This window comes from Herbaspirillum sp. FG34, assembly GCF_057809315.1.
On record NZ_JBMDJS010000026.1, the window covers coordinates 1 to 21,244 of the forward strand.

Genomic DNA, 21,244 nt, shown 5'->3' on the forward strand with positions numbered 1-21,244 from the left:
CAAGGCCCTGCCGCCGGTGCAGATCAGTCAGGAGAGCGACTACAGCGCCCCGCAAAGCGAGATCGAACTGGCGCTGGCGGGGATCTGGCAAGACGTGCTGGGCCTGCCCCAGGTCGGGCGGCAAGACAATTTCTTCGCGCTCGGCGGTGATTCCATCCTCAGCCTGCAGATCATCGCGCGCCTGCGCAAGCGCGGCTGGAAGCTGACGCCGCGCCAGATGTTCGATCGCCAGACCATCGCCCAACTGGCCGAGGTGGCACAAGCCATCGATCATTCCCTCCCTCCCGCAGCCGCGCCGGTCACTGTGAGTGGTCCCGATATCAGCCTGCTGGCCTCGGCCGACCTGCCGGTGCTGCCGGTGCCGCCGGATCAGGTGGCCGCCGTCTACCCGCTCTCGCCGATGCAGACCGGGATGCTGTTTCACAGCGTCTACGACCACGGCAGCGCCGCCTATCTCAACCAACTGCGCATCGATATCGATGGCGAGCTGGATGTGGCGCGCCTGTGCCATGCCTGGCAAGCGGTGCAGGACCGGCACGAGGTCTTGCGCACCGGCTTCCTGGCCGAGCATGTGCCGCCGTTGCAATGGGTGGCGCGCTCCCTTGCGCTGCCCGTCGCACAAGCCGACGTGCGTGCCTCCAGTGACCCCGAGACCGCACTCGAAGCGATCGCCGCCGAGCAGTTGAGGCGCGGTTTCGATCTTGCACATCCGCCGTTGCAGCGCCTGATGCTGGTGCGCACCGGTACTACGCGCCATCATTTCATCTGGACCGTCCACCACCTGTTGCTGGATGGCTGGAGTACGTCGCAACTGCTGGGCGAGGTGGTGCGGCATTATCACGGACAAGCCGCCAGCACGCCGGTGCAGGGAGGCTACCGCCACTACATCGGCTGGCTGCAGCAACAGGATGGCGAGGCTGCGCGCCGCCATTGGCAGGACAGCCTGGCCGCGCTGTCGGCGCCGACCTATCTGCACCAGGCCTGCGCCCCCGCACAACAGGCGGTGGCAGGGCATGAGGCAGGCGACGGCGAATACAAGGTCTTGCTGTCGCTAGCGCAGACCGAGCAACTGCATGGCTTCGCACGCGCGCAACGCGTCACCCTCAACACCCTGTTGCAGGCTGCCTGGGGGCTGGTGCTGCAACGTTATACCGGACAGCCGGCGGTCTGCTTCGGCGCGACCGTGGCGGGGCGACCCGAGGAGCTGGAGGGCGTGCAGCAATGGCTGGGCCTGTTCATCAATACCTTGCCGGTGCTGGTGCCGGCGGCGCACGCCCAGCCCGTCGGGCAGTGGCTGCAACAGCTGCAGGAGCAGAACCTGGGTGCGCGCGCCTTCCAGCACACGCCGCTCTACGAGATCCAGCGCTGGCACAGTCATCTGGGCCAGAGCCTGTTCGACAGCATCCTGGTATTCGAGAACTATCCCATCGACAGTGTCCTGCGCGGCGATCAGACGCAAGGGCCCCGTTTCCGCCGCACCCATACCCGCGAGCAGACCAACTATCCGATGACGGTGGGCGTAGCGCCTGGGGATGGCGTGCAGAGCGGGCTGCAGGTCGGTTTGCGCTATCAGCGCCAGCACTTCGATGACGCCACCGTGCAGCAGATTGCCCGTCATCTGCTGCACGGCTTGCAGGCGCTGACGCAATCGGCCACGCGCGCCGTGGGTGAGGTGGCACTGCTGGCACAGGATGAGCAACAGGCCTTGCTGCAGTTGGGACAGGCCGAGCCCGGCGACATGGAGCGTGCACCGGTGCACCAGCTGTTTTCGCAGATCGCACGACGCCAGCCACAGGCCGAGGCCGTGGTGATGGGCGAACTCAGCCTGTCCTATGGCGAGCTCGAGCAACGTTCCAATCGCCTGGCCCGCCAGTTGCTGGCACACGGGCAGCCCGCCGCGGCAGGCGAGCAACGCATCGCCGTGGCACTGCCGCGTTCGCCGGAAATGATCGTGGCCCTGCTGGGCATACTCAAGGCGGGCGCGGCCTATGTGATGATCGATCTGGAGGCACCCCAGGAGCGCGTGGCCTACATGCTGCGCGATGCCCGGGTTGGCCTGGTGCTCGCCCAAGGGCAACCCTGGCCCGCACTGGCGCAACAGGAGGGGCCCGAGTGGCTGGATATGGACCAGCTGGCGCAAGACGATGTTCTCCCCGGACTGCCTGCCGTCGAGACCAGCCCGGAGAGCCTGGCCTATGTCATCTACACTTCCGGCTCCACGGGCCGGGCCAAGGGGGTGGAAGTGGCGCACGCAGCGCTGTCCATGCACATCCAGGCCACCGCCGCACTCTACGAGATGGGGCCGCAGTCGCGCGAACTGCATTTCCTCTCCTTCAGCTTCGATGGCGCGCACGAGCGCTGGATGACGGTGCTCAGTGCAGGCGGCGCGCTGGTGCTGCGCGATCCCGAACTGTGGACGCCCGAGCAGACGGTCGCAGCGCTGCACCGGCATCGCATCACCCATGCCGGTTTCCCGCCGGTCTATCTGAAGCAGCTGGCCGACTGGGTCGAGCGCAGCGGCAATGCACCACCGGTCTTCCTGTACTCCTTCGGCGGCGAGGCCATGCCGCGCGAGACCTTTGAACAGGTACAGCGCGTGCTGCATCCGCAGCGCCTGATCAACGGCTATGGGCCGACCGAAACGGTGGTCACGCCGCTGGTCTGGAAAGCCGGGGCGAACCAGCCCTGCGAGGTGCCGTATGCGCCCATCGGCCGACCGGTTGGACAGCGTAGTGCGATGATCCTGGATGACCGGCTGCAATTGCTGCCGCCCGGTGTGGCCGGCGAGCTCTACATCGGCGGCACCGGACTGGCGCGCGGTTATCTCGATCGTCCCGGGCTGACCGCGGCTTCCTTCCTGGCCGATCCTTTCGGCGCGCCGGGGCAGCGCATGTATCGCACCGGCGACCTGGCGCGCTGGGGCAAGGACGGCCAGATCGTCTATCTCGGACGTATCGACCATCAGGTCAAGATCAAGGGCTTCCGCATCGAACTGGGCGAGGTCGAGGCAGCGTTGCTGGCCCAGCCTGCGGTGCGGCAGGCGGTGGTGGTGGTGCGCACCCTGGGCAGCATCGATCGCTTGCTGGCCTATGTCAGTGCGCATCCGGAGCACCTGCCTGATGTGGGGGCGATCCAGCAGGCGCTGGCTGACAGTCTGCCGTCCTACATGCTGCCCAGCCGCATCATCGTGCTGCCGGCGCTGCCGCTCAATGCCAATGGCAAGATCGACCGCAAGGCGCTGCCGCAGGAGCTGCCGGCCACGCCGGAAAGCGCGCCGGGCGATGCGCCCGAGGGCGAGCTGGAGATGCTGATCGCGGCCAGCTGGGCCGACGTACTGGGGGTGCAGCGGGTCGGCCGGCATGACAATTTCTTTGAGCTGGGCGGCGATTCCATCCTCAGCCTGCAGATCATCGCGCGCCTGCGCCAGCAGGGCTGGAAACTGACGCCGCGCCAGATCTTCGAGCTGCAGACCGTGGCGGCACTGGCCCAGGCGGCCAGTGCCGCCGAGCCAGTGACGCAGCAGGCAGCCGCTGGGAGCGAGGCCGACGATGGTGCGGTGCCGTTGCTGCCGATCCAGGCCGATTTCCTGGCCACCCCCATCCCGCAGCGGCATCACTGGAATCAGGCCATCTTGCTGCACAGCCGCCAGCCCATCGATTTCAGCGCGATGCAGCAGGCCCTGGTCGATGTGGTCAACCATCACGATGCCTTGCGCATGGAGTTTCGCCAGGACGCGCAGGGCCAGTGGCTGCAGGCCTATGGTCCGCGCCGGGAACGCGATGCCGATGCGTCGCTGCTGTGGCAGGCGCAGCTGCATGCGCCTGCCGAACTGGACGCCTTCTGCGCGCGCGTACAGCGCAGCCTGCATCTGGAGCGCGGCCCCTTGCTGCGAGCCGGCAGCATGGCACTGGAGGACGGCAGCTGGCGCTTGCTGCTGGTGGTGCACCATCTGGTGGTCGATGGGGTGTCCTGGCGCATCCTGCTGGAAGACCTGCAGCAGGCCTATCGCCAGCGCCTGGCGCATGCCGAGCCGAACTTGCCGCCACGCACTGCCTCCTATCGCCAGTGGGGCCGCCGCTTGCAGGCTCAGGCGGTCACGCGCGCCCGGGAGTTCGATTACTGGCGCTCCCTGACCGAACTGCCTGCCAGCCTGCCATGCGATCATCCCGATGCGCCCCTGCTGGCCGCCGACCAGGCCCGCGTGGCATGTCGACTGGATGCGCTACAAACGCAGGCGCTGATCAAGCAGGCAGCGGCGGCCTATCGCACCCGCATCAATGATCTGCTGCTGGCCGCACTGGGACGTGCACTGGGACAGTGGGGTGGCATGGCGCAGCTGCTGATCACGCTGGAAGGACATGGCCGCGAACAACTGGAGAGCGGCAGCGAGGCGCTGGATGTGTCCCGCACCATAGGCTGGTTCACCAGCGTCATGCCGGTGGCCTTGCCCACGGCCGGCGAATGGCCCACGCTGATCCGCGCCGTCAAGAGCCTGCTGCGCAGCCTGCCGGACAACGGCATCGGCTACGGTCTGTTGCGCCAGTGGGGCGATGATGCCCAGCGCCAGGTCTTGCAGCGCATGCCCAATCCGGCGCTGGCCTTCAACTATCTGGGCCAGTTCGACGGCAATTTCCGGGAGGAGGGCGGCTGGCAGCCCGCCGTCGAATCACCTGGCGCCTCGCGCGATCCGGCCGCACCGCTGGGCTGCGATCTGTCCATCAATGGCCAGGTGGTCGGGGGCGAGCTGCGGCTGGAGATCAGCTACAGCCGACAACGCTACGAGGCCGCGACCGTGCAGCGCCTGGCCGGCGCGCTGGAAAGCGCCTTGCACGAACTGATCGCGCATTGTCTCAGCAGCGCCGGCGGCGTGACGCCGTCGGATTTTCCGCTGCTGCAGCGCGATCAGGCGCAGCTGGACGCCCTGGTGGCCGAAATGGCTTGCCCGCCGGCCCTGATCGAGGACATCTATCCGGCCACCCCCTGGCAACGCAATATGCTGCGGCACCTGCAGGATTCGCCCTGCTCGGTGGCCAATGTCGTGCAGCTCGACGCCAGCACTGCCCACATCGACGTGGCGCGCTTCGCCCAGGCCTGGCGCACGGTGCTGTTGCGTCATCCCATCCTGCGGACCGGCTTCGCCTGGGGTGGACAGTCGCAGCCGGTGCAGGTGGTATTGCGCCAGGCCGAGCTGCCGTTGACGGTGCTGGACTGGCGCGGCCAGTCGGCGGGCAATGTGCGGCGGCAATGGGAAGCACTGTGTCAGTACGAGCACCAGCGCGGCTTTGTGCCGCAGCAGGCGCCGTTGATGCGCTTTGTCATTGTCCAGGAGGATGGCGGTTATCGGCTGCTCTGGACCTGGCACCACGTGCTGCTGGATGGCTGGAGCATGTCGCAGCTGCTGGGCGAGGTGTTCTCGCTGATGGAACAACAGCCGCTGCAGCACCAGGCGCTGGACTTCCGCCACTACATCGTCTGGCTGCAACGGCAGGCCGGGCCGCAGGATGAACCCTTCTGGCGTGCCCAGTTCGCGCGCTGCCCGCAGTTCCCCGCCGGGCTGTTGTGCGGAGTTCCCACCCGCCTGCCGCAAGGCCAGGCCAGCGGCGCAGCATCGGCCTATGGCACCGTGCGCGAGCAGCTCACCACGGCGCAGACCCAGCTGTTGCAAAGCTTTGCAGCCAGCTGCAAGGTCACCTTCAACACCCTGGTGCAGGCCGCCTGGAGCCTGGTGCTGCAGCAAGTCACCGGCGCGGACGATGTGGTCTTCGGCGTCACGGCCTCGGGGCGCAGCACTGATTTTCCGGGGATCGAGCGGGTCATGGGCATGTGCATCAATACCTTGCCGCTGATCCAGCATCTGGACGGCACCATGGGCGTGCCGCAGTGGCTGGCCGGGTTGCAGTCGCACAACCTGGCGCTGCGCCAGCGTGAGCACGTGGACCTGGCGGCCATTTCGCAATGGGCGGCACGCAAGGAAGGCGACTGGTTCGACAGCCTGCTGATCTTCGAGAACTTCCCGGTGGATGAATCGCTGAAGAAGGGCGTCGGCCGCTCGCTGGCCTTCGACGCCATCCGCAGCCGCGGCGCCACTGAATTCCCGCTGACGGTGGTGGCCTTGCCGGGCGCGGCGCTGCGTTTCCAGTTCGAGTTCGACGGCGCACGGCTGGAGCAGACGCAGGTAGTGCAGCTGGCGCACCGGCTGATCGCGCTGCTGCTGGCGCTGCCGGGGCAGGACAAACTGTCCGGCCTGATGCGGCAAGGTGGCCAGGAGCGTACGCGCAAGTATGCAGTCAACCGTACTGGTACTGCACCGGTACTGCAGCGCCATCCGTCCGCCCGCGCAGGCGGGGATGACGGGCAGACCGTGCTGGTGTGCATCCCTGCGCACATGGGCAATGCCCATGAGTATGACGCCCTGGCGGCCGCCCTCGCCGGCGAGCATGCGATGTATCAGCTGCTGTGTCCGCCGCAGGAGCAATGGCGCTGGAGCAGCATGGATGGCGCTGCCCTGGCGGCACAGTATGCCGCCGCGCTGTGCGCATCCCTGCCGGGCCGTCGCCTGCGCCTGCTGGGTTGGTCAGTGGGCGGTCTGCTGGCGCTGGAAACGGCGCGGCAGTTGCAGGAACGCAAGCAGGCCGCGATACAGGTGGAATGGATCGGTCTGGCCGACAGTAGTGACTTTGCCGGTTTGCGTCAGCAGCTCGCGCAGTGGCCCATGCCGCCAGCGGAAATGTTGCTGGCCCACGAGGCCAGGCTGGAACGCTGGCTGGCGGCTTCACAGCGGCGCGCACAGTGGTATGCGCTGCTGGGCCAGATGAACGCGGCGCAGCGGGCGTATTTCCTCGTGGAGATCGTAGGGCGATTAGGCGAGCGCCTGCCGCTGGATGCTGCCGGCACCATCGGTGCGGAAGCGGCGTTGTGGGAACGCATCCGTTGCCTGCGGCTGGGCCTGCAGGCGCAGGTACAGGTGTCGGCTGCGCTGCACGTCTGGCAGGCCGGACGACGCGATGCCGCGCAGGTGCCGACCGACTGGGCGCAGTATGGCGCCACGCTCATGTCGGTGAGCACGGTAGCACAGGCCGATCATCTGTCCCTGCTCTCTGACGCACACTGGCATGCCGGTGTGCGTGCATTGCTGGTCTGAGGCGGGCAGGGCGCTGTTGTGAAAACGCTCTCCCGGAATCATCCGGGAGAGCGCTTCAGGGGCCACTGCCATGGCAACGGCAGTGGTCGTGGCGGTGCAGGTTTCAGGCCTGGCGCAGCTTGTCCTTGCTGAGCTTGCGGCCCTTGCGCTTCTTCCACCACACCACGATACCGGTCACCGAGAGCAGGCTGATGACCAGCCCCATGAAGGAAATGAAGATGCGCCATGGCAGCCCGAACACTTGCCCCATGTGCAGCGCGCCTATCCAGTTGCTGAAGGTATTGCCGCTGCGGTCGCCCGCAGGCAGCCAGTGACCGCGCAACTGCCCGGTGCGGGCATCGATGAGGATGCCGGTGTTGCCGACGTTGCTGCGCAGGTCGGCAGTACTGTGGACCATGTAGGCATAGAGGCCGCGACGGCGATCGAAGCTGAGTCTTTCCTCGAAGTCGGTGCGGATGCCCCGTTGAGCGGCGAAGCGCTGCATCGCCTCGCGCGCCATCGTATGCGCCTGCGGCCAGCTCATCGGCGGTGCGCTCATCGGTTCGCGCAGTGGTGGCTGGGCGCGCCAGCTGTTGTCGAAAGGCAGGATGCGTGTCATCACCGGCATGTAGATCTGGTCACGCAGGTTGAACATCACGCTGGACCAGGCGAACAGCAGCAACATCAGCCAGCACCACAGGCCGAAGGCCCGGTGCAGGTCGAGGTTGACGCGGTAGAAACCGGCCTGCCACTTGACCATCCACGCCGGTTTCCACTTGGACCAGAAGGGACGTCCGCGCGGCCAGGTGAGATAGACGCCGACGAAGCAGTCGATGGTCCAGAAGGTCGAGACCAGCCCCATCAGCAAGGCACCGGCAACGCGCGGCAAGGCCAGGGAGTGGTGGATGTTGAAGACCAGCGGCATCAGGTTCTGTGGGCGCAGGCTGATCTTGTCGCGGTCGCGCACCCCTTGCACCTTGCCGGTGTAGGGATTGACCAGGATTTCGTTGTAGGCCAATCGGTACGGGCGACCGGTCGCCGGATCCGTGGCGGGGTCGGCCATGAAGGAGACCGTGCGACCGGGCTGCGGATGCAGTATCAGCTGGTTGATCTGGACGTGCTCACCCAACTGCTGCTGGACCCGCTCACGCAGGGTGTACGGGTCCAGCATGGACGTGGCCGCCTGGCCCGGTGCGGGCTGGGCCAGTTGCAGCTCAGGCGCGAGCCAGACCTCCAGCTCATCCTCGAAGGCCAGCAGGATGCCGGTCAGGCTGGCCACCACCAGGAAAAACGCGATCGCCAGACCGGTCCAGCGATGCAGCAGGACGAAGGTCTGGCGTGTCGGCACCCACGGCCTCCAGGTTCGCCCGGAGGGTAGCGGGGCGGGTTTTACCATCGTGTGGTCACCTGTACCAGGCCGGTGCGGCGGGCACCGTATTCACACAGTTCCGAGCAGAAGGCATAGACACGGTCGGTGACGTTGTTCACCTTGAGCGCCAGCTCGAAGTTGCGCCAGTCGCTGGAAATGCGGCCCAGGTCGAAGCGGGCACCGAAGTCCAGCAGCGTGACCGAGGGGGTCTCGAAGGTGTTGAGCGCATTGCCATAGGCGCGGCCGATATAGCGCACGCCCGCCGAGACGTGCGCGCCGGCCAGGGCACCACGCTGGAAGCCGTAGTCCAGCAGTACGCCGGCATTGTGCTTGGAGGCGCCCGGCAGGGCTTTGCCCAGGGTGCTGGTGGTCGAACTGCTGGAAGTATTGCTGGTGACCTTGGTGTTGGTGTAGCTGTAGCTGGAAGTCAGATTCAGGCCATCGGCCAGCGACATCTTGCCTTCCAGTTCGACGCCGCGCGAGCGGGCCTCACCGGTCTGCAGGTAGTAACCGGCGTGGGCCAGGTCGGCGGTGGAGATGTTCTGGCGACGCAGGTCGAAGACGGCCAGCGTGAACAAGGCATTGGTATTGACCGGGGCGTACTTGACACCGGCTTCATACTGCTTGGCGGTCTCCGGCGTGAGCATGGCGCCGCCGAAGCTGGTGCCCGTGGTCGGGGTGAAGGATTCCGAATAGCTGGCATAGGGCGACCAGCCGCCGTCAAGCTCATATACCGTGCCCAGGTTGCGGGTATTGGCCTTGTCGCTGCGTTTGGTCTGGGTTCTGGAGATGTAGTTGCTGACGGTCTGGTCGGAGTTGTCGTGCCGGATGCCCGCCGAGACGATCCAGCGCTGGCCGATCTTGAGCTGGTCCTGCAGGTACAGGCCGACCTGTTCGTCTTCGGTCTTGGTGTTGTAGTTGTCTGCCACCGCCGGCAGGTTGGCATAGCTGCCGGTGTAGATGTTGGAGAGCACATAGCCGGCCAGGGTGTTGGGACTGAGGTAGCCGGTCACGGTCCCGGTGGTGCGATGGTAGTCCAGGCCCATGAGGACCTTGTGCTTGATCACGCCGGTACCGAAGTCGGCTTGCAACTGGTTGTCGGCCGTGAGGGTGTCCGAATTGGTCTTCAGGCGCCAGCGTTGCAGGGCCGCAGTGGCGTACTGCGTGGTCGGATAGTAGGCGGCGAAGCGCAGGTTGTTGCGGGTGCCGTCGTACTTGGTATAGCGCAGGTTCTGACGGAAGGTCCAGACATCGTTGAACTGGTGCGAGAACTGCGAACTGATCGACGCGTTGTCGTATTTCTCGTTGTTGTCGGCCGAACGGCCCAGTGCGGTGCTGGTGGGGAGGCGACCATTGGGGTTGTAGCTGACCGTGCCGACGGCCGGCAACAGGTTGTTGGACAGACCTTCACTGTGTTGCAGTTCGACGCGGCCGGTCCATTCCGTGCGGTCGTCGGGGCGCCAGGTGATGGCCGGGGCCAGGAACAGGCGGTTGTCGACGGTATTGTCGACCTGGGTCCGGGCTTCACGGGCCAGGCCGGTGAGGCGATAGGACCAGACCCCCGCATCATCAAGCGAACCGCCGAAGTCGCCGGCGATCTGCTTGCGGTCGAAGCTGCCGACCTGCACCTGCAGTTCGTGCAGCGGTGTGGTGGTGGGCTTCTTGGAGACCACGTTGATCAGCCCGCCCGGGGAATTTTGTCCGAACAGCACCGAGGCCGGGCCGTGCAGCAGTTCGATGCGCTCCAGGCCATAGGGCTCGGGTGCATAGCGGCTGTAGCTGGCGTTGGAGGAAGTGAGCATGCCGTCGCGATAGAAGGAGCCGCCGTTGTTGAGGGCGAAGCCGCGCAGCAGCGAGCCGGTATCGACGATGGCGAAGGCACCGGTGGAGACCTGCACGCCACTGGTGTAGCTCAGCGCCTCGGAGACGGTGCGGGCCTGCTGGGTGGCGATCTGGTCCGCGGTCACCACCGAGATCGAGGTCGGCGTCTCGGTGATGGGAGTATCGGTCTTGGTGGCAGTCGCGCTGCGCTTGGCCACGAAACCATGCACCGGACCGGTGGCTTTCTCTTCTTCTCCCGCTGCGGTGACGGTGACCTGGGGCAGTTTGTCATCCGTGCTGGTGGTCTGGGCCATGCTGTTGGCGCAGGCCGACATGCCCAGCAGGGCGCACTGAAGGGAGCTGACCAGCAGGCGCTGGCGCAGCGGGGAAGGGTGATGCCGGAAGTTTCGTGTGGTCATGGTAAAACGCGTTCCTCGATTGCTGTTGTTGTAGATGTTGTTGACGTGAATTGAAGAAGGGGCGGCGCGGGCGGCGGCTGGCGCGCCCCGGGTCAGGCCTGCAAGGCGCCGTGGCGCTGGACATCCCCTGATGCTTGCAGTGCCGAGGGTGCTGCATGGCCCTGGTGCAGCGTGTGCGCCAGGGCCATGCGGATTTCGTCGGTGCGAACCGCCGTGATCGACAGCAGCGTGTCGGACAGGCCATGCGAGTCTTCGCAACTACCTTGCAGGAAGATCGCCGGGCGGAAGTTGGGCGTACTGTCCAGGCGGTAGTGGCGATCGACGCGCATGCCCGGCAGATAAGCTTGCAGCTCGCCCAGCAGGGCGTGATGCTGCTGGCGCTGGTAGCCGGTGCCCAGGATCACCGCATCGTAGGTTTCGGTATTGACCTCGCCGCTTTCCAGATTCTTCAAGGCCAGGTGCACGCCGGCATCGTCGCTCCAGGCCTCGACGGTGTCGTGGCGGCGCAGGAAACGATGGCGCTGTTGGCCCCGCACTTTCTGCTGATACAGCACGTCGTAGAGGCGCTCGATCAAGGCCATGTCGGGTGCGGCGTAATTGGTCTGCATGAATTCCTCCAGCAGCGCCGCGCGACTGTCGTTGGGAGTGTTGTAGACGTAGTCGGTATAGTCGGGATTGAAGATCTCGTTGACGAAGGGACTGTCGTCAGAGGGCTTGATGGTGCGCGCGCGCGTGACCAGATCCACTGACAGGTGCGGATGGCCCTGCAGTTCCAGGAAGATCTCGGTGGCGCTCTGGCCGGCACCGATGACAGCCACGCGGCGCGGTGGCGGCAGCCGTGCGAAGGCGCTGCGGAAGCTGCTGGAATGGAATACCCGCGGTTCCTCGCGCAGGTGCGCCAGGCAATCCGGGATATTGGGCGTGCCACCCAGCGCCATCACCAGGTTGCGCGTGAGGCGCTCATGGGTGCGGTGGTGGGCATCGCGCGAGACTACCCGCAGCATGCTGACCTCGCTGCCCCTGATCTCGGGCAGCACGGCGATGACTTCTTCACCGTAGCGACATTGATGATCGAAATGTCCTGCGGCCCAGGCCAGGTAATCGTTGAACTCCAGCCGGCTGGGGTAGAAGGTCTTGAGATTGATGAAGTCCGACAGTCGCTGCTTCTGGTGCAGGTAGTTGATGAAGGTGTAGGGGCTGGCCGGATTGCGCAGCGTGGCCAGATCCTTGAGGAAGGAAATCTGCATGTGGGTGCCATCGAGCATCATGTCGCCGTGCCAGGCGAAGTGAGGCTGCTTTTCCAGGAACAGGGCATCGATCGGCGCAGCCTGTGCCTGGTTCTCCTGCAGGGCGATGGCCAGCGCGAGGTTGGACGGGCCGAAGCCGACGCCGATGAGGTCATGGATCTTCAAGACGGGTCTCCTTTCAGGGGGAGCAGGGGAAAAACGGCGGGTCCAGCGGCGCCAGCGGAGTCTGGGGTTGCCACAGGCCTTGTCCGAAATAGCGTTCACGCGAGAGCATCACCAGCATGGCGCGCTTGTGCGGGAAATCGAACTCCTTGAGCTTGGCGTAGCCGCTCTTGTCGAGATTGCGGATCTGTTTGTCGTGATCCGCGCGCGGCTCGCCCACTACGGTCTGGGTACGACAATCGTCGAGGAAGAGGTAATGCGAGATCGAGGTCAGCCAGGCCACCGCGAACTGCTTGCCACGGAAGGCTTCCTCGCCCACCAGCACATGCCAGCCGCGGTCGAAGTCGCCACAGTCGTAGAAGGGCGCGATGCGGTTTTCCTTGGCCCAGTAGACTTCGAAATAGGCAAAGGGCTGGTCGTCGAAGCTGGCAATGAGCGAGGTCATGTGCGGATCGGCGGCGATGGTATCGAGATAGTGGCGATGGCGCGCCAGGTCGCCGGCCTCATCCCAGAACTGCACCACCACCGGGTCATTCATCCAGCGGTTGAAGAGGGGCAGATCCTCTTCCAGGCGCAGACTGCGCAGTGACAGTGTCTGTCCCAGCCAGGGCAGGTAGCGACGGTAGACTTCTCCCTCCGGTTTGGGCGCCCGCAAGGGGTGGCGCTTGCCCTCGCTCATCACCTGCTGCACGGGGAAGGGCGGCCGCTCTTGCGGCAACCATCCGGCGGCGTGTTGCCAGACCAGTTCGGCCAGGGCCACATGCCGGCTGCCCTGGCGTACCAGCAGACCGGCGCGGCACATGGCCGCGGCCTGAGACTGGGGCAGCTCGACAACGACCTTGCCCGCTTCGGGCACGTGCACAAAGATCGTCTGCAGGATGGCCAGCAGATCGGTGCAGGAGTCGCTACTGCCTTCCTGGGCAATGGCCCAGTCCTGGCCGCTGGTACTGCGCTGCCAGGACCAGCGCGACCGCACCTGACCATCAGGATCGGTCACGGTGAGCTGCTGCGCCTGGCGCAACACCAGGAGCGACAAGCCATTGATGCAGACAGGCGTGACGGCAGAGGAGGGGGGCAAGGTCATCAACAAGGACTCCGAGTAAGCAAGAGGGGCAAGGCAGCAGCGATGGAAACTGAAGAAAAATGACAAAAAGCCAAGTCCTTGCTCTCCGGATCGCAAAAAACCTTCACCTTTACCTAGACGAATGAGAAGTATTTTTATTTAGGCGAGGGCGGTAAACGGGCTGCAATGCCTTGTGCAGCGGGGAAATGGGCCGTTGGGGCCGGCATCCCCACAGGTCAGCAGGGGTAAATGGCGGGGCAGCTGGATCGTCAGGTCAATATGAAGTTTTCATTCGCGATTTTCTTGTCACTGCTTTTCGCTCGTCATCCCAACCTCGTTACCGCATGCTCAACTTTCTGATACGCCAATCCTGGCGCCTGCTTCTGTTAGCGTCTTCCGCCAGTGTTCTGCGTGGCATCTGCAGCGTGCTGACCGTGGTCCAGATCAACGCTGCCATCGCCGGCCAGGCGGCCAGCCGTCCCCAGGCCGCCTGGCAATTTGCCGCGACGGTATTGTTGCTGATGGTATTTCACCTGCTTTCCAACATGTCCTTCGAGCGACTGAACCAGCGTGCCCAGGCCGATTTGCGCCGCTACATTTCTGCACGGGTCATTGGCGCCGATTACCGACATATCGAAAAAATCGGCGCCCCGCGCATCCAGTCCGCCCTGACTGAGCACAGTGCCAAGGTTGCCGAATTCTTTGTCGGCATGCCGGCCATCCTGACCAACTCGGTGGTGGTGATCGGCTGCCTGATCTACATGGTGCTGTTGTCCTGGCAGGTGTTTCTTGGCGCGCTGGCGGTGTTGGCGCTGGGGTCGGTGGGCTACCATCTGGCCCATCTGAAGGCCATCCGTTACCTGGAGCAGGCTGCACGCGAGCAAGATGTGATGTTCGGTCATTTCCAGAGCATGACCCATGGCGCCAAGGAGCTGCGCCTGCATCGCGACAAGCGCGAGCGTTTCGAGCGCGACCTGTTGCAGGTCGCCATCGAGAATGTGCGGCGCCTTCGCACGCGTGGCATGTGTACCTTCAGTGCCTCTGCGGGCTGGGGCAATTTCCTGATCTTCGCCTTCATCGGGGTGGTCCTGTTTGCCCTGGTCAGCGACGCCCCCGGGCAGCGTGCCGTGGTGAGCGGTTTTGCGCTGGTGTTCGTCTACATTGTCACACCGCTGGAGGTGCTGTTGATGAACATCCCGCGCGCCAATCTGGCCCGTGTGGCGGCGGCCCGTATTGACGCAGTCGCGCAGGAAATGCCCAGCAGTGAGGTGCTTGCGCCGACCGGCCAGCGCAGCCAGCTGGAAAGCCTGGTCCTGCGCGGCGTCACGCACCGCTACTATCATGAGCGCAGCGACGGGATCTTCATGTTGGGGCCGATCGAGCTTGCCTTCCGTCCCGGGGAACTGTGCTTTCTGGTGGGGGGCAACGGCAGTGGCAAGACCACGCTGGCCAAGCTGCTGGTGGGATTGTATGTGCCGCAGGATGGGGAGATTGTCTGGAATGGCGTGGCAGTCGGCGATACCAACCGCGATGCTTACCGGCAGTTGTTCTCGACGGTATTCTCGGACTTCCACCTTTTTGATCAGTTGCTGGAGGGAGGGCGGCCGGACCTGGATGCCGAGGCCAACCGTCTCCTGGAACGCTTGCAGTTGCAGCATGTGGTGCAGGTCAAGGCGGGGGCGTTCACCACGCGCGCTCTGTCACAGGGCCAGCGCAAGCGCCTGGCACTGGTAGTGGCGGCACTGGAGGACCGGCCCTTCATGGTCTTTGATGAATGGGCTGCGGATCAGGATCCGTTGTTCAAGGATGTTTTCTATCGCGAAATCCTGCCGGAGCTCAAGGCACGCGGAAAGGCGGTGCTGGTGATCTCGCATGACGACCGCTACTTCGACCAGGCCGATGTGCTCCTGTCGTTGGAGAATGGGCAATTGAGCCGGAAGTCGTCGGTAGGCCGGAGCACTCCGGCTGAAGTGCGGCAGGGGGAGTTTGCGCTTTGAGCTTGCGTGATGAGTGGTGATGAGGGGCACGTCCAACGTCTGCATGGGTGTGCCGGGCTTGTTGTCGTTAATTCGCATAATTTGTATTATGTAAAATAATTCACGAACCGAAAAACGGTTTTACGCTCCACCCGCTGCCAGTTCATTTCTTTTCCGTACATAAGTTTTACCTGAGGACTGCAGCGGGACGTGTCAAGCAAGGCTGGCCGACCTCTTCCATCGTCGCACATCCGTATTGACAGCGCCCCGGCAATTGGAAATTCAGCAGAATGTTATCAAGGCTGCTGCATCGCCTTCTGGATATCACCCACCATATCGAATTCGGCGCCCACCCAGCGGCGCGCCAGTCGATCGATGGTGCCATCGCGTGTCATGTCCCCGATGGCCCTGCTGACCGCCTCCTTCAACGGCTGCTGACCCTTGGCGATGGCCGGTGCCGACAACTGGTAGATCAGGACCGGTCCAACTTCCTTGATCGGTAACTTGTTCACGTTGGCGTATTTCATGCCGCCGAAATGTGAACTGATGACCGCGTCGATGCGCCCATTGCCCAGATCGTTGAAGACGAAACCACCATTGTCATACGCGCGGATATCCGATGCCTTCAGGTTGGCGCGCGCCCAGCTTTCGTTGGTGGTGCCGGTGGTCACGCCGACCTTCTTGCCCTTGAGATCGGGCTGGTCCCTGATGCTGGTATTGCTGGCCAGTACGAAGATGCGGAAATCCTCCACCCCATACGGCGCGGCGAAATCCACCTGCTTCTCCCGTTCCGGCGTGGGCGTCAGGTCGTTCATCACCATGTCGTACTTGCCGGATTTCAAACCTTCGACGAAATTCTTGAAACTGTCGGCCACGAACACTACCTTGGCCACACCGATGCGCCTTGCCACTTCCTTGGCGACCTCGACGTCATAGCCGGCCGGTTGCAACTTATCATCGATCAAACTCCAAGGCGGGCTGCTTTGCGTGTTGGCAATACGGATCACACCCGATGCGCGTGCACTGGCGAGAATGTCGGCCGATATGTTCTGGGCTCCCACGGCAGCCGCTACGGTACTGAGCAGCATGGCCGTCAGGCCGGTCGGAATCAAATGACGTAACTTCATGGTGCTATCCCCTCTTGATCATCAATGAAATCGGAAGCCCATTCTGTGGGTAGACCAGGGGGATCAGCAATCCCTGCATGTTTCTTGACTGATAAGCTGAACTTATAGTCTTGGTGCTAAAAGTGATGAAGCCATTAGATATCTTGCACCAATCCGGCACAGAAAAACGAAGGCCAGGGTCTGTCGCCCTTCCCCGTTCTGCCTTCATTGAGGCGCCCCTCTCTCCCTACCTACATCGCGTTGCACCAGACACGTGCGCAGCGCACAACCCGGTGCATGGCCGTGAAAACTCACGCACGCCTCAGAAGGCGCCGGGTTTCTGGTACAGCACCTGGCGCAGCGAACTCATGTCCGACTCCATCTGTATGCGCATCACCCGCAACAGCTCCTTGGCATTCTCCGACATCGGCACTCCAGGCCGGAACACCAGCAGCGCCGTGAAGTTGGCCGTCACTTCCATCGGTTTCAAGCGCAGACCCCGCGTGACGTAATCCAGCGCCAGGATAGGATGTGCCATACCCATGCCCACACCGCGCATGGCGAATTCGCACACCGAGTTGGAATACGGCGTCTCCAGGATGGGCCGCAACACTTTTCCCTGCAGAATCAACTCCTGCTCCAGGCGGCGACGGCTGGCGTCTTCGGGATTGAGGGCGATGAATGGATGTTCGAGCAGGTCGTCAGCCGTAATCAAAGGCTTGCCTGCCAATGGGTGTCGCTCGTTCATGACGATCACGCCGGGCACGCTGGTGAATTGCGAATGCTCGAGTCCGGAGACCGACAGTTCATCAGCCATCAGCCCAAAATCCAGCTGCCCCGCGCTGACCTGCTGGTAGACCTCGCGCGAACTCATGATCTGGAACGACATCTGTACACGCCGCTCGCCCAGCCCGAAAGCCGCAATGGCGCGTGGCATGAAACCGTTGCCCAGCGCAGGAAACGAGGCGATGGCCAGACGCCCCAGTCCGAACGACCGCAGGCTGCGGATGCGGTGCTCGATCATCTCGAACCCGGCGAAGCAGCGATCGACCTCCACGATCAAGGCCAGCGCCTCCTGTGTCGGCACCAGCCGGCCACGTGTGCGTTCGAACAGTCGTAACTCGGAAGACGCTTCCAGCTTGCGGATCGACTGACTGATCGCCGGCTGGGATACGTTGAGCAAGGCGGCGGCCTTGCTGGTGGTCCCGGCACGCATGACGGCACGGAAGACCTGAATGTCTCGCATATCCATATATAAGTATCACTTATAGAGTTAATCCTATGTGCTGTTGATGGCGCCAGCGCGAATTCGGATACTGGGCTTCTCTTTTTTAGATTAACAAATTAATCGCATGAGTCTCCCTACTTCATCGCAACAAGCGTTCGCCAGTCTGTCACCCGCTGTGATGCGCGCCTCCACCGTGGTGTTCGACACCTTCGAGGACTTTGTCCAGCGCAAGCAGCGCCAACCCGATGGCTTCAGCTATGGTGTCACAGGCACCCCTACGGCACGCCTGCTGGAGCAGCGCGTGGCTGCTCTGGAAAACGCCCGCCACTGTGTCATCGCCCCCTCCGGCGCAGCAGCCCTGATGACGACGGTGATGGGGTTCGTGCGCGGCGGGGACCATCTGCTGGTCTCGGCAGCCTGCTATGGTGCCCTCAAGACCTTTGCCGAGAAATGGCTGGCGCACATGGGGGTGGAGGTGGAGCTGTATCGCCCTGATATCGGCGCCGATATTGCCGAGCTGATCAAGCCGACCACGCGCATGATCTGCATGGAAGCGCCAGGCACGGTCACGATGGAGATGCAGGACATCCCGGCCATCACTGCCGTTGCGCGCCAACGCGGTGTGCTGACCATGCTGGACAACACCTGGGCCAGCCCCCTGGGGCTGAAATGTCTGGACCACGGTGTGGACTTCAGTATCCAGGCCGCTACCAAGTTCCTGGGCGGCCACTCTGACGTGCTCATGGGCTGCATCAGCATGAATGACCACGGTCACTACGACATCCTGCGTGAGACCCAGAGCATCCTTGGTCAGCAGGTCAGTCCCGAGGACTGCTTCCTGGTCCTGCGTGGGTTGGAGACATTGCAGTTGCGGGTGCAGGCACAGGGTGCATCGACGCTGCAGGTGGCGCACCATCTGGCCCGCCATCCAATGGTGGAACGGCTGATGTATCCGCCGCTAGAGTCCGACCCTGGTCATGCGCTCTGGAAGCGGGACTACAAGACCCATGGCTGCCTGTTTTCGATGATCCTGAAGCCTGCACCGGAAAGTGCCTTCCACGGTTTCTTCGACGCCCTGCAGCACTTCGTCATCGGGGCCAGCTGGGGCGGCGTGCACAGCCTGGCGGCGTATTATCCGGCCGCCTTGCAGGCCAATCGCGCTTTCCCGGCGACCGACCAGCCGGTGGTGCGCCTGTCCATCGGTCTGGAAGATCCGACCCTGCTGATCGCCGATCTGGATCAGGCACTGGCACAGTATGCAAACGCTGCAGCGCAGGCATGATGCACGCGTCAATGACCACAGAAGCGGTGCCCAAATGCAGGCACGGCAACCGGGAGGAGAACCATGATTGATCTGTTTGTCAGGGCACTACCGCTGCTGGAGAAAGCGGTGGTGGTGACCATCGGGCTGGGACTAGGCTCGTTCGTGCTGGGCTCGGCGCTGGGCATGCTCATTGCGCTGGCACGGATCTCCGATGCGCGGCCACTGCGCTGGCTTGCGTTCGCCTACGTGTCGGTGTTTCGCGGCACACCGCTGCTGATCCAGATTCTGCTGATCTATTTCGGTCTTCCCAACTATGGCATCACCATCGATCCCATTCCCGCCGCGCTGCTGGCACTGACGCTTTTCTCGGCGGCCTACCTGAGCGAGAACTTCCGCTCCGGCATCAATGCGGTAGATCGTGGTCAATGGGAAGCCGCGTGGGCCATGGGCATGGGCTACTGGAAGACGCTGTGGCGCGTGATACTGCCGCAAGGCCTGCGCATAGCCATTCCCCCCGTGGGCAGCCGCCTGATCGCGCTGATGAAGGACACCTCGCTGGCCTCCACCGTAACGGTGGTGGAACTGACACGCGTAGCCGATCAGCTGGGGGCGACCACCTTCCGCTACATGGACATGTTCATCATCGTCGGGACCATCTACTGGATCATCAACCAACTGCTCACTCTCCTGCAAACCTGGCTGGAAGAGATACTGTCGAGGCGCTATCAATGAATCAGTCTTCCCAATGCACCGTCCGCGTCAGTGGACTGGCCAAGGCATACGGTGCCAATCAGGTGCTGCGCGACATCAATCTCGAAGTCGCACGCGGTGAAGTGCTGGTCATCATGGGCCCGTCCGGCTCGGGCAAGACCACGTTCATCCGCTCACTGAATCTGCTGGAACTGCCGGACCGCGGCAGTATCGAGATCTGTGGGGTGAGGCTGAGCGATCCTGCGACATTGCCGGCGCGTGAACTGCGACAAAAGACGCTGCAGATCCGGCAGCAGACAGCCATGGTGTTCCAGTCCTTCAACCTGTTCCCGCACATGACGGCGTTGCAGAACGTGATTGAAGGACTGATCTCGGTCAAGGGCGTTGCCAAGGGAGCGGCCCGTGAGCGTGGTCTTGCGCTGCTGGGCAAGGTCGGGCTGGCGGAGAAGGCTGATGCGTATCCGGGCAAGCTCTCCGGTGGACAGAAACAGCGTGTAGCCATTGCCCGTGCACTGGCCATGGATCCGGAAGTGATCCTCTTCGATGAGCCAACCTCGGCACTGGATCCGGAACTGAGAGATGACGTCTTGAACGTGATGCGCGAACTGGCAGGCGAAGGCATGACGATGCTGGTCGTTACGCACGAAACCCGCTTCGCCCGGGAAGTGGCTGACCGCATCGTCTTCATGGAAGGCGGGCACGTGCTGGAAGACACCACCCCTGCTCTCTTCTTCGGTGCTCAGGGTAGCGAGCGTTCGCGGCAGTTCCTGGGACGTCTGCACGAATGATGTGAGCAAGCTGGCGAGTTACCGTGATCAATCTGTGCACTACGGTACAGCACCTGTAGAGAGAATGTGACAATTTGTCGCACGCATCACATCGGGTCCTGCGCGCATAATTCGAGCCTTCTCCCATCCAGGGCGAGTCAACGTGCCTCGCCCCATGAAGGCTTAAAACATCATGGAAGTCAGTCCTTACGGCCTTCAGAGTTTGTGGGCGCAGGGTGACATCGTCACGCGCGCAGTCGCCGTCCTGCTGATAAGCATGTCCATCGCCTCCTGGCATGTCATGCTGACCAAGGCACTTGACCTGCTACGCATGCGTAAATCTGCGGAGGCCGCCCGTCGTGATTTTTGGACAGTCGCCGACCTGGAGGGCGCCCTGGCTACTTTAGGGCATGACAATCCATTTGCCGCGCTCGCCCGTGCGGGCAGGACTGCGCTGTTTCATCATCAACAGCATCGTGGATATTTGCATGAACAGCTCGCTGTCAGCGACTGGGTCACCCTGGGCTTGCGACAGTCCATCGATGAAGCTGCTGCGCGTCTGCAAGCAGGCATGGCCGTTCTGGCATCCGTAGGGTCCACAGCGCCGTTCGTCGGTCTGTTCGGAACAGTCTGGGGTATCTATCACGCACTGGTCTCCATCGGCACCACCGGCCAGTCAAGCATCGACAAGGTTGCCGGCCCCGTTGGAGAGGCGCTGATCATGACTGCGCTGGGACTGGCGGTAGCCATTCCCGCCACCTTTGGCTATAACGCGCTGGTTCGAGGCAACAAGAGCACGCTGGCACGCCTGAACAAGTTCGGTTTCGACCTGCATGCGTTGTTCGTGACTGGCGCTCGTGCAGCGGCGTACCAAGTCAATGAATTGCCCTTGAGCGTGGCGCCGTCCCCGCGGTAGAACATACGCGAGCCTGGCATGTCGCTCCGGCGGTAAGGCTGATGAGCCGTTATCCGACCTTCTCCGAGTTCCTGT

The 21,244-nt window shown here is 63.4% G+C and carries 12 protein-coding genes; 6 read left to right on the plus strand and 6 right to left on the minus strand.

The window, feature by feature from the left end; genetic code table 11:
* Window positions 1-16: 16 nt before the first annotated feature.
* Window positions 17-7,141, plus strand: a complete 7,125-nt coding sequence (locus tag ACODSZ_RS21805) for an amino acid adenylation domain-containing protein (RefSeq protein WP_488928520.1) — start codon at window positions 17-19, stop codon at window positions 7,139-7,141.
* A 103-nt stretch (window positions 7,142-7,244) separates the two neighbouring features.
* Here ACODSZ_RS21805 and ACODSZ_RS21810 read toward each other — a convergent pair whose 3' ends face one another.
* The 4 genes from ACODSZ_RS21810 to ACODSZ_RS21825 form a co-directional block, all read right to left on the minus strand.
* Window positions 7,245-8,516 (minus strand): PepSY-associated TM helix domain-containing protein, encoded by a 1,272-nt coding sequence (locus tag ACODSZ_RS21810; protein WP_488928521.1) that lies wholly within the window; start codon window positions 8,514-8,516, stop codon window positions 7,245-7,247.
* A complete protein-coding gene (locus ACODSZ_RS21815) occupies window positions 8,510-10,729 on the minus strand; it encodes a TonB-dependent siderophore receptor (RefSeq protein ID WP_488928522.1) in 2,220 nt (739 codons plus the stop codon). Before ACODSZ_RS21815 ends, ACODSZ_RS21810 begins: the two co-directional genes overlap by 7 nt.
* Before the next feature lie 92 nt (window positions 10,730-10,821).
* Entirely contained in the window at window positions 10,822-12,141 is a 1,320-nt protein-coding gene (locus tag ACODSZ_RS21820) for a lysine N(6)-hydroxylase/L-ornithine N(5)-oxygenase family protein (protein ID WP_175344911.1), read from the minus strand.
* Window positions 12,142-12,154: 13 nt separating this feature from the next.
* The gene (locus ACODSZ_RS21825; RefSeq protein ID WP_488928523.1) at window positions 12,155-13,222 is read right to left on the minus strand and encodes a GNAT family N-acetyltransferase; all 1,068 of its coding nucleotides are present in this window, start codon (window positions 13,220-13,222) and stop codon (window positions 12,155-12,157) included.
* A gap of 323 nt (window positions 13,223-13,545) precedes the next feature.
* Here ACODSZ_RS21825 and ACODSZ_RS21830 point away from each other — a divergent pair, with 323 nt between their 5' ends.
* On the plus strand, window positions 13,546-15,198 hold the full coding sequence (locus ACODSZ_RS21830; protein ID WP_488928524.1) for a cyclic peptide export ABC transporter: 1,653 nt from the start codon (window positions 13,546-13,548) through the stop codon (window positions 15,196-15,198).
* A gap of 275 nt (window positions 15,199-15,473) precedes the next feature.
* Here the strand turns inward: ACODSZ_RS21830 and ACODSZ_RS21835 are convergent, their stop codons facing one another.
* Together ACODSZ_RS21835 and ACODSZ_RS21840 are read right to left on the minus strand one after the other, a co-directional pair.
* Window positions 15,474-16,304 carry a transporter substrate-binding domain-containing protein gene (locus ACODSZ_RS21835; protein ID WP_488928525.1) on the minus strand — a complete coding sequence of 277 codons (831 nt, stop codon included), beginning with the start codon at window positions 16,302-16,304 and terminating at the stop codon, window positions 15,474-15,476.
* A 301-nt stretch (window positions 16,305-16,605) separates the two neighbouring features.
* Window positions 16,606-17,535 (minus strand): LysR substrate-binding domain-containing protein, encoded by a 930-nt coding sequence (locus ACODSZ_RS21840; protein WP_008328980.1) that lies wholly within the window; start codon window positions 17,533-17,535, stop codon window positions 16,606-16,608.
* A gap of 100 nt (window positions 17,536-17,635) precedes the next feature.
* On the opposite strand from ACODSZ_RS21840, the gene ACODSZ_RS21845 reads away from it, so the two are divergent.
* The 4 genes from ACODSZ_RS21845 (at window position 17,636) to ACODSZ_RS21860 (ending at window position 21,169) form a co-directional block, all read left to right on the plus strand.
* Window positions 17,636-18,793 carry a trans-sulfuration enzyme family protein gene (locus ACODSZ_RS21845; RefSeq protein ID WP_241822897.1) on the plus strand — a complete coding sequence of 386 codons (1,158 nt, stop codon included), beginning with the start codon at window positions 17,636-17,638 and terminating at the stop codon, window positions 18,791-18,793.
* Window positions 18,794-18,856: 63 nt separating this feature from the next.
* A complete protein-coding gene (locus tag ACODSZ_RS21850; RefSeq protein WP_175344919.1) occupies window positions 18,857-19,507 on the plus strand; it encodes an amino acid ABC transporter permease in 651 nt (216 codons plus the stop codon).
* The gene (locus ACODSZ_RS21855; protein WP_241822896.1) at window positions 19,504-20,274 is read left to right on the plus strand and encodes an amino acid ABC transporter ATP-binding protein; all 771 of its coding nucleotides are present in this window, start codon (window positions 19,504-19,506) and stop codon (window positions 20,272-20,274) included. The genes ACODSZ_RS21850 and ACODSZ_RS21855 overlap by 4 nt, the downstream gene beginning before the upstream one ends.
* Window positions 20,275-20,446: 172 nt before the next feature.
* Window positions 20,447-21,169, plus strand: a complete 723-nt coding sequence (locus ACODSZ_RS21860; RefSeq protein WP_175344921.1) for a MotA/TolQ/ExbB proton channel family protein — start codon at window positions 20,447-20,449, stop codon at window positions 21,167-21,169.
* The last annotated feature ends 75 nt before the right edge of the window (window positions 21,170-21,244 follow it).